Source organism: Galbibacter sp. L-19, assembly GCF_056857615.1.
This window is the reverse complement of record NZ_JBSXNL010000055.1, coordinates 105,852-119,649: the sequence shown is the minus strand read 5'-3', so window position 1 is coordinate 119,649 and position 13,798 is coordinate 105,852. Positions and strand designations below refer to the sequence as shown.

10 protein-coding genes are annotated in these 13,798 nt (G+C 32.7%); 5 read left to right on the top strand and 5 right to left on the bottom strand.

From position 1 onward, the window contains the following. Nucleotides 1-556: 556 nt before the first annotated feature. The 4 genes from AC13CQ_RS09905 to AC13CQ_RS09890 are packed head-to-tail and all read right to left on the bottom strand — an operon-like array spanning nucleotide 557 to nucleotide 5,664. Nucleotides 557-1,972, bottom strand: a complete 1,416-nt coding sequence (locus tag AC13CQ_RS09905; RefSeq protein ID WP_335588689.1) for a TolC family protein — start codon at nucleotides 1,970-1,972, stop codon at nucleotides 557-559. Nucleotides 1,973-1,978: 6 nt separating this feature from the next. Further along, entirely contained in the window at nucleotides 1,979-3,346 is a 1,368-nt protein-coding gene (locus tag AC13CQ_RS09900) for an HlyD family secretion protein (protein WP_335588688.1), read from the bottom strand. Nucleotides 3,347-3,349: 3 nt separating this feature from the next. Continuing rightward, nucleotides 3,350-4,996, bottom strand: a complete 1,647-nt coding sequence (locus tag AC13CQ_RS09895) for a peptidase domain-containing ABC transporter (protein WP_008612614.1) — start codon at nucleotides 4,994-4,996, stop codon at nucleotides 3,350-3,352. Next, on the bottom strand, nucleotides 4,993-5,664 hold the full coding sequence (locus tag AC13CQ_RS09890) for a TetR/AcrR family transcriptional regulator (RefSeq protein ID WP_474506588.1): 672 nt from the start codon (nucleotides 5,662-5,664) through the stop codon (nucleotides 4,993-4,995). The genes AC13CQ_RS09895 and AC13CQ_RS09890 overlap by 4 nt, the downstream gene beginning before the upstream one ends. 280 nt (nucleotides 5,665-5,944) lie before the next feature. Here AC13CQ_RS09890 and AC13CQ_RS09885 point away from each other — a divergent pair, with 280 nt between their 5' ends. The 5 genes from AC13CQ_RS09885 to AC13CQ_RS09865 all read left to right on the top strand — a co-directional run bounded on the left by AC13CQ_RS09885 (nucleotide 5,945) and on the right by AC13CQ_RS09865 (nucleotide 12,196). Beyond that, nucleotides 5,945-6,742 (top strand): TrmH family RNA methyltransferase, encoded by a 798-nt coding sequence (locus AC13CQ_RS09885; RefSeq protein WP_474506589.1) that lies wholly within the window; start codon nucleotides 5,945-5,947, stop codon nucleotides 6,740-6,742. 27 nt (nucleotides 6,743-6,769) lie between these two features. Next, a complete protein-coding gene (locus tag AC13CQ_RS09880) occupies nucleotides 6,770-8,002 on the top strand; it encodes a M48 family metallopeptidase (RefSeq protein WP_337901107.1) in 1,233 nt (410 codons plus the stop codon). A gap of 131 nt (nucleotides 8,003-8,133) precedes the next feature. Then, entirely contained in the window at nucleotides 8,134-10,338 is a 2,205-nt protein-coding gene (locus AC13CQ_RS09875; RefSeq protein WP_337901109.1) for a RelA/SpoT family protein, read from the top strand. A gap of 124 nt (nucleotides 10,339-10,462) precedes the next feature. After that, nucleotides 10,463-10,906: a Fur family transcriptional regulator gene (locus tag AC13CQ_RS09870; protein ID WP_008612608.1), complete on the top strand. Its 444-nt coding sequence runs from the start codon at nucleotides 10,463-10,465 to the stop codon at nucleotides 10,904-10,906. An 18-nt stretch (nucleotides 10,907-10,924) separates the two neighbouring features. Continuing rightward, nucleotides 10,925-12,196, top strand: coding sequence for an adenylosuccinate synthase (locus AC13CQ_RS09865; protein ID WP_008612607.1), 1,272 nt, complete (start codon nucleotides 10,925-10,927; stop codon nucleotides 12,194-12,196). Nucleotides 12,197-12,349: 153 nt separating this feature from the next. Here the strand turns inward: AC13CQ_RS09865 and AC13CQ_RS09860 are convergent, their stop codons facing one another. Next, complete coding sequence (locus AC13CQ_RS09860; RefSeq protein WP_474506590.1) at nucleotides 12,350-13,798, bottom strand: SusD/RagB family nutrient-binding outer membrane lipoprotein; 1,449 nt, start codon at nucleotides 13,796-13,798, stop codon at nucleotides 12,350-12,352.

The window sequence follows — 13,798 nt, the reverse complement described above, 5'->3', positions numbered from 1 at the left end:
GCAGTGTTCAGTAGACAGTGTTCAGTAGGCAGTAGTTTTTGGTTTTTGGTTTGTAGTTTGTGATAAACTAAAAATTCAAAAAAGCATAAGAACACAAAATCTATATTCTCTTCTCTTTATTCTTATCTCCCCTTTTAATTCCGACTCCCGACTTTTTCAATCTTTCAATCTTTCAATCTTTTAATCTTTCAATAAGCCTTTAATAAAACTAAAAATCCGAAAAAAGCATAAGAACAAAAATCTATATTCTCTTCTCTTTATTCTTGTCTCCCCTTTTTCTTCCAGCTTCCGACTCCCGACTTTTTCAATCTTTCAATCCTTAAATCTTTCAATCTTTTAATCTTTTAATGAGCAGTAGTTTATGGTTTATAGAAACTAAAAATTCAAAAAAGCATAAGAACACAAAATCTATATTCTCTTCTCTTTATTCTTACCTCCCCTTTTAATTCCGACTCCCGACTCCCGACTTTTTCAATCTTTCAATCTTTCAATCTTTCAATCTTTCAATAAGCCTTTAATAAAACTAAAAATCCGAAAAAAGCATAAGAGCAAAAATCTATAGTATTGCTAAAGTTCGATACAATTCAGCAGCAATTAAAAAATAATCGTTTTCTAGTTCTATTTGTGATACCCTTGCTTTTACCAATTTATTTTCTCGAGTATTGATATAAAAAATAGAACTTTCTCCCATTTCAAACAATCGGACTTCAGCATTATGCATTTGCTGATAATCTGATACTAAATCGGCATTCATTAGTATTTGTTCTTGGTAGGAATTTAGCTCCGCAAATTTAGCCTTTACTTTATTCTGAAGTTCTTGCATTTGGAACTTCAATCCATATTGGGCATTACTCAATTCTGCCTTTGCTATTTTCACATCAGCTCTCTCTTTTCTCAATAGAATAGGAAAAGAAAGCGAAGCTCCAATTTTATAATCATCCCAATTATAGTTGTCTATATAATCTGGTGTTGCTATGTAATTATAATTTACATTTAGCTTTGGTAAAAGTTTATTTGCCATTAGTCTCCTATCCACATCTTTCATGGCTATTTTTGTACTCAAGGCTTTTAATTTTGGATGATTTTCAAGATCTACTTCTTCAGAAACAGGATTGATATTCAAAACAGAAAGGATATTATCTTTTAAAGTTTCCTCTGGTTGCATTTGTTCAGAAACTTCAAGAGGAATTTCATCTTCTGTCCAAATATAATTAGATAAAGAAAGTCTACTTTTTGTGAGTTTTAAATTTGCCTGCTCCCACTCTAACCTACGAGTTTTTAAATTAATTCCAGATTCTACACTATCAATTGGAGAAAGTTCGCCTAATACAATGGATTTAACAATCCATTCCTGACGTTCTTTAGCATTTTCATAAAACGTTTCATACAGTTTTGCTTTATCATATTGCTGTTTCCAGTCAAAATAAGCTGCAGATGCTTCCGTTATGGCATCAACTACAGCCAATGTACGTTCATAATCTCCTAATTCTTGATAGAGTTTTCCTTTTTTAACTTCAGCCATTCTTTTATTAATCCATAATCCTTGTCCTACAGGAACCGAAATTCCAAAGCTTGCTAAACCATCTTCTGGAACATAATTTTCTGGATTGATATAATCTCCTTGATTTTTATCAAAAGCTGCCTTTAGTTCTACTCCATACCAAGTAGGAATTTTAAAACTCCCATTAAATAAAGAATAATACTCTGTGTCTTTATAACGTTTTTTATTAAAATCTGCCGTTACTTTTGGATCAAAATAACCACGGGCTTTTAAAAGTTTTGCTTCTGAAGTGGTTAAAATTAAATCGGCTTGTCTTACCAAAGGATGGTATTTTTTTACAACGCCCAAGAACTCTTCATAAGTAAATGTTTCATTAAAAGTTTCTTCTTGAGCATTTCCTTTTTGCACACCAAAAAACATCCCTATTAAGAACAAGGAGAATACATAGATATGTAACTTACTGATCTTCATAAAAGCTTATTTTTCGTTTTTTTCTGCATTACCTTTATCTACCACTTTGTTTTGCGTCTTATAAAAATTAGGAGGGAATCCATTTAGTGTTCGCCAAATTTCAAACCAAATTGGCACGGTATCTAAAAGCGCCAATGTTTGTGCACCTGCACCAATACTCAATAAATTAGGCCATGTTTTTTCTTCTGGATCGGGTGCAATTAAAACACGATATTTTCCATTAGCACTAATAAAGTTTTCTTTAGCAACAATAACTCCACCAAAAGTTCCATAAGACACTCCAGGCCAACCACTAAAAACAATTGTTGGCCAACCATCAAACCAAATACGTACTTTTTCGCCTGTATTAATTAACGGATAATCCATTGGTTCTACATAAGACTCTACGGCAATCTCAAAATCTGAAGGCATAATACTTACCACAGACGCTCCTTCTTTAATAGTTTCTCCGAGTCCCGATTGTAAGGCGCGGTTTACGTAACCCGCCTGTGGTGCAGTAATATAATACATCCCGTTACGAATTTGATAACTCGTATATTGAGAACGCAACTTACTTACCTGAGATTCGGTATCAAACTGTGTACTTAGAGCCGTCTGTCGATCGCTCGCAGCCTTAGCTAATTTCTCAGCATAAGAAGCCTCCAAACGTGTAAGTTCCATTTCACTATTAATTAATTCGTTTTCACTGGTTAGTAACTTATTTTCTTGTGTTACTATTTTGGCTTGCATTTGTTGTAGCTTTACTTTCTTCTCCTCCACATAAGTCATCGGTTTCAAACCTTCATCATTTAGTTTAAAAGCACGTTCATACTGTGTTTCAGCAATACTCAATTGAGTTTTTACGGCTTCCAAATCAATACTATCACTTTTAACTTTCAGCCTACTTTGTTTCAATTTATTTCCAGCCTGCTTCAGTTTAAGTTGTCTTTCCCGTTTTATAGCATTAATTTGTTGTGCCAAAGCTTCTACTTTTGCCGTGTAAGACACTACAGCGCTCTCTTTTGCCTTTACTTGAATTCCAGTATTTTCAACTAAATTTGGATCAAAATATTCCGATTTAGTTTCAGAGATATGTAAAATAGTATCTCCTTTTTTAACAAAATCTCCTTCTTGTACATACCAAGCTTCTATTCTACCACCAATAATGGCATGTACAGCTTGTGGCCTTTGTCCTGGTTTTAACGTAGTAACAAATCCGCTTCCCTTAATATTTTGCGTCCACGGAAGAAACAATACTAATACCATGGCAATAAACACCCCCCATACTACTTTCCGAATAATTTTATAATGCTTATTATCTGCAAAGATTGTCATAGATTTAAACCTACTCGAATCTACATAATTGTGAATTCTATTATTTGAAATATTCAGCATAGTCTAACTTTTTAAGGTTCCATTTACCATATAAAAACTCTTATTAGATTTTGATTTCCAATATGGATTTTTGGAAATTACTATTAAAGTCCAGTTTTTATCAGGTGCGGTCATATAATCTATAATGTCTATGGAAGAAGCTTTATCTACATTTTCTAGTGGTTCTTCTAAAAATATTATCCTCGGATTTGAAAGTACACAACGTGCTAATAATATTTTCTCGACTATAGAAGACGATAATTGTTTCCCTCCAGAATGTACTTGTGTATCCAATCCATTAGGAAGCGACCTAATGTAATCTGAGAGTTTCAATTCTTCTAAAACTTTTAATATTCTAGAAAGTGATATTTCTGGATTTTTACACGTAATATTTTCCAGAATTGTCCCTTCAAAAACATTATCATTTACACTAATAGAACTCATATTAAACCTATAATCTTCTAAAGAGTATTTTTTATAATTAGTTCCATTTATATACACCATTCCTTCGGTGGGTTCTACAATTCTACTTAAAACTCTTACCAAAGTAGTTTTTCCAGAGCCATTTGGTCCTTCTATTAAAATACGGTCGTTTGGATCTATTTTTAGGGTTATATTTTTAAGCACATAGTGTTCAGAATCTGGAAACTTGTAGCTTAATTCTTTAGTTTCAATTGAAATTGGAGTTTCCTCTAATTTATACTGCCCTTTTTCTTCAGACTCTAATTCTATGTCCATCACTTTCCCTATTTTTTCTAGGGATGCCAACACATCGTAAAACAATTCTGTTCCAGAAAAAAGCTTTTCTACTGCGTTGGTAATATTTAAGATGATAATTTCTGCGGCTACAAACTGTCCAATATTCATTTGTTGATTAAGTACCAATATCCCCCCAATAATTAAAAGACCAGCTGTCATTAATACTTTAAATCCTGTTAGCTGTATAAATTGTCTTCTTAAAATGGCAAAATGACTTTCTCTATACTTTAAATATCCCCCTACCAACTCATCATTTTTATCCAACGAAAAATTAAAAACACGCTTGTTTTTAAAACTCATATGATTACGTGCTACTTCTTGTAACCAATGTGCTACTTTATATTTTAAATTCGATTCTTGTAAACTGGTATCAACCCCAGGGTTAAAGTTTAATTTGAAAATAAAATATAATAGCGTAATAAGCATCAATCCGAAGAAAATAAAGAAGGAATGATAGAGCGATAATAATATAATTCCGAAGAAAACTTGTAAGGCAGCACCACTCATATCTAATAAAAGCTTTGATACTCCTTTCTGTACATTAATGGTATCAAAAAATCGGTTTGCTAGCTCTTCAGGCAAGTATGGATATAGCTTACTGAATTTCATTTTTGGGAACCGAAAAGCAAACTCAAAAGAAGAACGTACAAATATTTTTTGCTGAAGATTCTCCGTAATTCGATATTGCATAATCTTAAAAACCCCTACCATAGCTACTCCCAATACTACAATAATAACTAGTACTACCCATGAAGTACTAACTTTTCCGGCTTGTAAAAAGTTTACAATGGACTGAATCCCTAATGGAAGCGATAAACTAATAACTCCCGCTAGAATGGAATAAAGAATAATTTGATATATATCCTTTTTATCGACTTTTAATAAGCCTCTAAATCTTTGAAATGGCGTCATAACAATATTTTATCAAGTGTTTGGATGTAAAATGATGCTACATTTTTATCTGGTTCTGAAAAATCGGTAATACTTTTAAAGTGTCGTTTTATAAAATGCTGATTTAAAGCTCCAACAACAACACTTGAAGCCAACGATTTACTGTATGGATATTCGGGATTTACTTCAGCAATAATGTTTGCTAGCAGTGAAATCACTTTTTTATAGACCAAGAAAAAACCGTCTTTATTTTCTGTATCCACCTCTTTAGTTAAAAATGCTTTGGAATACTCAGAAATAATAATTCTATTTAGAACAGCTTCATCAATATATTCCGTTCTTATATCGTCTTTTACCTCGCAAGTAACCTCATAGACTACTCTATGAAGCTTTTCTTTAAAGTCGTTGATATTCTGAATAGCAAATAACATTCTATATTCTACCCAAGACCAATACCAAGATGATAAGTACAATAACAGCTTGTGTTTGTTTTCAAAATACCGATAAATAGAACTCTCATTAGAACCTATACACTCTCCTAATTTCTTAAAAGTGAAAGCATCAAATCCTATTTCATCTATCATTAAAATAGAGTGCTTCAGAATCTTTCTCCCTAAGTCAGACGACTCAGGGTCTTTTAAAAATAGCTTCTCATTTATCGTAAACCTCAGGTTACCAGGCAACTTCATAGCCTTTATTTTTTTATTGATATTACAGCATTCAAAATTAATAGTATTACTATCAACATATGTTTATTTAACATTAATTAACTGTATAAAAATGATATTAAAAATAAAAGCATAAAAAATTATCAATATGTAAAAAACTACCTATTCAAGTTGCCAAATTATCATTTTAATAACAGAAAATAAACTTTAATAAACCCTTGTAGTATTACAAAAAATCGTTTTCCTTGATTTCACATCTTGAAAAACCACAGATTTAAAGTATTTTTGAAAAAAAATACTGTTGAAAGAGATTACAAGCACACAAAATAGTTTGGTAAAGCAAATTTTACACTTAAAGGAAAAATCCAAAGAGCGTAAAAAATCGGGTTTATTTATTGTTGAAGGTATCCGAGAAACCGAGCTAGCCTTAAAGGGTGCATACCATCTAGAAACAGTTCTTTTTAATGAATCCATTATTTCGGAAGAAGCGGTAAAATTAATACTTCAAAAACATCCGAATGTAGAATTAATTAAAATTTCAAAAGAAGTTTATCAGAAATTAGCATACAGACAAACCACCGAAGGTATTCTGGCAATTGCAAAAGCAAAAACGCATAACCTCTCTAACCTTCAATTTAAAAATGAAAATCCGTTGATTTTGGTTGCCGAAGCACCTGAAAAACCAGGGAATATTGGTGCCTTGCTACGTACAGCAGATGCTGCCAATTTGGATGCTGTAATTATTGCAAATCCTAAAAGCGACATATATAATCCCAATATTTTACGTTCTAGCGTTGGTTGTATTTTTACAAATAATATTGCTACTGGGAGCACTTCAGAAATTATTTCTTTTCTAAAAAATAAAAATATTTCTATTAATTGCGCTGCCTTAACGGCTTCCATAAATTATAGCAAAGTAAATTATAAGCAAGCAGCAGCCATTGTTGTAGGAACTGAAGCTACTGGATTAAGCGGAGAATGGCTTGAAGCCTCTACTCAAAATATAATTATTCCCATGCAAGGAGAAATAGATTCCATGAATGTTTCTGTAGCTGCAGCTATTGTTATATTTGAAGCCAAAAGACAACGTGGCTTTTAACAGCCAAATTATTTAATTTATCTTAAAATGAGTCCACAAACAATATTTTACATCATTATTGCCATACTTAGTATCGATTTTATAGTTGATAAAATTTTAGACAGCTTAAATGCTAAAAATTTTGACAATCCAGTTCCAGATGCTTTAGCAGATGTTTATGATAAAGAAGCATATAAAAAGTCGCAGGCTTATAAAAAAACGAATTATAAATTCTCTAATATCAGTTCTTTATTTTCGTTATGCCTAACCCTTGGTTTCTTCTTTTTTGACGGATTTGAATATGTTGATGAGATAGCTAGAAATATAAGCAATAATGAAGTTATTATCGCTTTAATTTTCTTCGGAATAATAACTTTTGCAAGTGATATTATTACCACACCATTTTCTTATTACCATACTTTTGTTATTGAAGAAAAGTATGGTTTCAATAAAACTTCAAAAAAAACTTTCTTTCTAGACAAACTTAAAGGGTGGTTAATGCTAACTGTTTTAGGAGGTGGAATTCTAGCTCTTATTATTTGGTTTTATCAAATAGCAGGTGCTAATTTTTGGATTTACGCATGGATTATGGTAGCTGTATTTACCATTTTTATGAATATGTTTTACAGTAAAATAATTGTTCCACTTTTTAATAAGCAAACCCCTTTAGAAGATGGGAGTTTAAAAACCAAAATTGAAAACTACGCTGCAAAAGTAGGTTTTCAGCTTGATAATATTTTTGTTATTGATGGTTCTAAGCGCTCTACCAAAGCAAATGCTTATTTTTCTGGTTTTGGAAAGCAAAAAAGAATAACACTTTTTGACACCCTTGTAAACGATTTAGAAGAAGAAGAAATTGTAGCCGTGTTAGCTCATGAAGTTGGTCATTATAAAAAGAAACACATTATTTTTAATATAGTTGCTTCTATCATTTTAACAGGGATTACACTATTCATTCTATCATTATTTGTTAATGTTCCCGAATTGTCACTTGCAATTGGTGTAAATCAACCGAGTTTTCATGCGGGATTAATCGCTTTTGGAATTCTTTACAGTCCGATTTCAGAAATCACCGGACTCATAATGAATTATTTTTCAAGGAAATTTGAATATCAAGCAGATGATTTTGCAAAAAATACCTATGCTGGGGAGCCACTAGTTACTTCGTTAAAAAAACTATCAAAAAATAGTTTAAGTAATCTTACACCACATCCAGCCTATGTTTTTGTACATTATTCTCACCCAACATTATTGGAACGCTTTACAAATTTGGTTAAGTAAAAACCAAATTTGGTAATACTAATCTTACATTTTGCTTATTGCCTTCTTACAAGGAAAAACATTTCTTAAAGAATTAATCGTAAGGCATAGATTTTGTTGGTTAATAATAAACTTTATGTTATTTTTATTCTATGACGGTATTAGAGGTAGAAAAGGAAAACAAGCAAATTGCTAGGCAATACAAAGAGTTATTGCGCATAAGTTATCAAACCCTAACAGATGAGGATAAAAAACTCATTCGTTTGGCTTTTGACACAGCTGTTGATGCGCATAAAGACCAACGCAGAAAAAGCGGGGAAGCCTATATTTTCCATCCAATTGCGGTAGCTAAAATTGTAGCGCAGCAAATTGGACTGGATGCTACTGCCATTGCGGCAGCCTTGTTGCATGATGTTGTTGAAGATACTTCTTATACTTTAGAAGATATGGAACGTTTATTTGGGGAAACTGTTGCCCGAATTGTAGACGGTCTTACAAAAATATCTCAAATGACTTCGGAGCAGGATATTTCACTGCAAGCAGAAAATTTCCGAAAAATGCTTCTTACTTTAAATGATGACGTTAGAGTAATTCTTATAAAAATTGCCGACCGACTCCATAATATGCAAACCATGGATTCCATGGCTGCACATAAGCAGGTAAAAATAGCTTCGGAAACGCTGTACATATACGCTCCCCTAGCCCATAGAATCGGCCTTTACAATATTAAAACAGAACTAGAAGACCTTGGTTTAAAATACACCGAACCGAATGTTTACAACGACATTCTAAGTAAGATGGAAGAAACTAAGGAAGACCAAGAGGTCTATATAGAGTCTTTTAGCAATGTTATAAAAGAAAGTTTGGATGTAGAGGGTTTAAATTATTCTATCAAAGGAAGACCTAAATCTATATTTTCTATCCGTAGAAAAATGAAAGCTCAAAATGTGAGCTTTGATGAAGTTTATGATAAGTTTGCCATTAGAATAATCTACAAGAGCGATCGTGACAATGAGAAATTCCTCGCTTGGAAAATATATTCCATTGTAACAGACCACTTTAGACCAAATCCAACCCGTTTAAGAGACTGGATTTCTTCTCCTAAAACTACAGGATATGAAGCACTCCATATTACAGTTATTGGTCCGAAAGGACGTTGGGTAGAAGTACAAATACGAAGTGAACGTATGCATGAAATTGCCGAGAAAGGTTATGCTGCTCACTTTAAATATAAACACGGAGAACAAAAAGAACAAGGAATAGAAATCTGGTTAAACAGACTACAAGAGGCACTAGAAAACGCCGACGGAAATGCCGTAGATTTTGTTGAAGAATTTAAACTTAATCTATATTCCCAAGAAATTTTTGTTTTTACCCCAAAAGGAGAACTAAAGTCCTTACCAAAAGGAGCTACGCCATTAGATTTTGCTTTCAGTATCCACACAGAAATAGGTTTAAAAACTAGAGGTGCAAAAGTAAATGGAAAATTAGTTCCATTAAGTAGAGAGTTAAAAAGCGGAGATCAGGTAGAAATTATAACTTCGGAAAGCTCAAAACCAAACGCCAACTGGCTAGATTATGCTACCTCAGCAAGAGCAAGAGCTAAAATAAAATCTTCTCTTAAAGACGAGAAAAAAGAAATTGCCGAAGAAGGAAAAGAAATATTACGCCGTAAACTAAAACAACTCAAAATAACACTTAATGAAAGTGTTGTTAACGATTTGGTAGTATATTTTAAATTAAAAACAAGTTTAGATCTTTTCTACCGTGTAGGAATTAGCACAATTGACAACCAGATGTTGAAAGATTTTGCTTCTTCGCGTAACAATACCTTTATTAATTTCTTCAAGAATAAAATGCGGAAACCAGCCGCTCAAGAGGAAATTAATCGGGAGGAAATTACAACTAATTACGACCAACTTGTATTTGGTAAAGAAGAAGAAAAATTAGATTATAAATTCTCCAATTGCTGTAATCCTATTCCTGGAGACGATGTGTTTGGTTTTATTACGGTAAATGAAGGCATTAAGGTTCATAAAAAAAACTGTCCTAATGCTATTACTTTACAATCAAATTATGCGTACCGGATTATTTCTGCAAAATGGATAGATTCTACACAGCAAGAATTTACAGCCATCATAAAATTAGATGGTATTGATAATTTAGGATTAGTAAGTAATGTTACCAAAGTAATTTCTAACAATATGCATGTAAACATGAAAAATATCAACTTCGAAACAGAAGGTGGTGTTTTTTCAGGTAAAATTACAGTAGAAGTTAAAAATAAAACCATTCTGAAAAAATTGTTAGAAAATTTGAAAAAAATTAATGGTATTGATAAAGTTAGACGTATTTAAATAAGCACATTAAGAACAAAGTACTCTCTTAATATTGTTATAATGTTTTGCGAGTACTTTTTATTTTCTGGTGCATATTTCGTCATTAAACATTACATTTGTATCCTAATTCGTAGATTTGATTATGGCGAACGAAAAAAATCAAGAAATCGTTAAAAATGTGTTTACCAAATTTTTGGAAGAACACAAACACAGGAAAACACCTGAACGATATGCTATACTACAAGAAATTTATGATAGTACTGAACATTTTGATATAGAATCTTTGTATATCAAAATGAAAAATAAGAACTATCGTGTAAGTCGTGCTACCCTCTATAATACTATAGAGCTTTTGTTGGAATCTGGTTTAGTAAGAAAACATCAGTTTGGACAAAATCAAGCACATTACGAAAAATCATATTTTGACAAGCAACACGACCATGTTATTTTAACAGATACTGGAGAAGTAATGGAGTTTTGCGATCCACGTATACAAAATATCAAGAAAACTATTGAAGAGGTTTTCGACATAAAAATTCAAAATCATTCACTGTACTTTTACGGTACAAAAAATGAAAAAAGCTAATAATTTTATTTACAGAAAATGGCAGTAGACTTACTACTAGGATTACAATGGGGAGACGAAGGAAAAGGTAAAATCGTTGATGTACTCACCAAAAATTATGATATCATTGCTCGTTTCCAAGGAGGCCCAAATGCTGGTCACACTTTAGAATTTGATGGCATAAAACACGTTTTAAGAACAATTCCATCAGGTATTTTTCATGAAAACTCTATTAATGTAATTGGAAATGGGGTTGTTATAGATCCTGTAGTTTTTGTTAAAGAACTAGAAGGGTTAGATCAATTTAAAATAGATTACGTTAAGAAACTTATATTATCTAGAAAAGCGCATCTTATTCTTCCAACACACAGATTATTGGATGCCGCTTCTGAAGCTTCCAAAGGAAAAGCCAAAATAGGTTCTACTTTAAAAGGTATTGGCCCAACTTATATGGACAAAACTGGAAGAAACGGTCTAAGAGTTGGAGATATTGAGTTAAGCGACTTTAAAGATAGATATAGAGCTTTAGCCGATAAACATGAGGCTATGATTAGCTTTTATAATGTAGATATTCAATATGATTTAGCAGAACTTGAAAGAGAATTCTTTGAAGCTATTACCGAATTGAAAAAATTAAAATTCATAGATAGTGAAGAGTTTTTAAATCAATCTTTAAAAGAAAATAAAACTATTCTAGCTGAAGGAGCTCAAGGATCTTTATTAGATATTGACTTTGGAACATACCCATTTGTAACCTCTTCTAACACAACTGCTGCTGGAGCTTGTACAGGTTTAGGAGTTGCTCCAAACAGAATTGGTGAAGTTTTTGGAATTTTCAAGGCTTACACCACTCGTGTAGGAAGTGGCCCTTTCCCAACAGAGTTATTTGACGAAGATGGAGAAAACATGGCTAGAATTGGAAATGAATTTGGAGCTGTAACGGGAAGACCTAGAAGATGTGGATGGTTGGATTTAGTTGCTTTAAAATATGCTGTACAAGTTAATGGAGTAACCCAATTAATGATGATGAAGGCTGACGTTTTAAGCGGATTTAAAAAATTAAAAGTCTGTACCGCTTATTCATATAAAGGAGAAACTATTGAGCATTTACCTTATAATATTGAAGCTGAAAATGTAACTCCTATTTATACTGAAATGAATGGATGGGATAAAGACCTTACTAAATTAAGCTCAACAGAAGAATTTCCGAAGGAATTAAATGATTATATAGATTTCCTTGAAAAAGAATTAAATGTTCCTATAAAAATAGTTTCTGTTGGACCAGACAGAACTCAAACTATTAACAGATAGTTTTAAAAATATTACAAGCTATAAAGCCTCATTTCATTAAGATTTGAGGCTTTTTTATTTCGAACTTGAGCATCTATACAAATCAAAAGAGCCTAAAGTATAAATACTAAAGGCTCTCTCTTAAATTCAATTTTTACAAATTGAGAACAATCTTTAATTTACATCCCACCAAAGTTTAGTGTGTAAATTATCTGGTCCTTGAAACTGAATCATTTCTTGATAATTGACTGCATTATTATCAGAAATAGAAGCATCGTAAGCATGTCTTACTGGAATTCGAGGGTCATTAGCATAAGACGATGGTGTTAGTGCAGGAGCATCTAACCTTCTCCATTCTGCCCAAGCCTCTGGTCCATTTAAATATAATGCCACCCATTTTTCATAAGCTATAGTTGCTATACCAGCATAAGGATGTGCAGTAATATAGCTTTGTATATCTGTAGCCTCTACTCCCCAATACTCCATGGAAGCGCTTATGGCCTCTTCATAAAAAGTAGCAGCATCTCCATTTACATTCCAACCTTTCATTGAAGCTTCCGCCAAAGCAAATTTTATCTGTGCAGCGGTATAAATTGGCGATGGATAATCTGGTTCGTAAATAATCTCACTCGCTATAAAAGAATAACTAGGAACGTTTCCATTTACATTCCCATTAGGAGCCCCTACATATTCAGCATCTATCCCTCCAGGGAAATTAGTTATTGTTGAGATACTATCTCTAGCAGGAACTGCAAACTCAAACAACCTTGGATCCATATTATCTCTCAAAGATTCAACCATAGTTCGCGACAGGATATAATCCTCTCTTGTTCTAAAGTTATCCATCCATGGACTATCACTGGCATCATCTGTTCCATAATGATATTCAATATTATCGGCATTGTCCATTACTAACAATCCAGAAGCCACAGTCTCTTCAAACTTAGTTTTAGCCAATGTTGGATTTACATCGGAAATTCTCAATGCCATGGTCATTTTTAAATTATTAGCAAATGCTTCCCAACGATCCATATCTCCAGCAAATAATATATCGCCACTTGGCCCTGATGCGCTATGATCTATGGTAGCCAATACATCTTCAATTTCAGCAAACATAAAATCATAAAGACTCTCTTGAGTATCAAATTTAGGTTGCGGATTATCTATTCCCATAAAAGCTTCAGACCAAGGTAGTGCCCCCCAACGATCTGTCATATACTGTAAAAAATAAGCTCTAATTATTTTAGCTGTTGCTATTTGATTTGCATTAGCTCCATAAACAGCCACATCCTCCGCGGTTTCAGGGTCACTGTTAATAGCAATAATTTCATTTAAATCTTGTAAAGCTCCTGTATACCATCCGTCGTAACTATAGGTTAGCCCAGAATATCTTGAAGCTCCAGGATACTGCCCTTCTGTAATATGTTGCATATATAATATTGGGGTTTCATCCACTACAATATCAGGAATGCTTGTTAATGCATTAGTTAAAAGTTGAGAAGTAACCGCACTGGTTGGTCCATTTGGATTCTCATTGGTATCGTCATAATCTATGGTGCTACATGAACTACATAATACAGTTATACATGCCACTATCTTTATATGTCTTAATATGGTATTCAT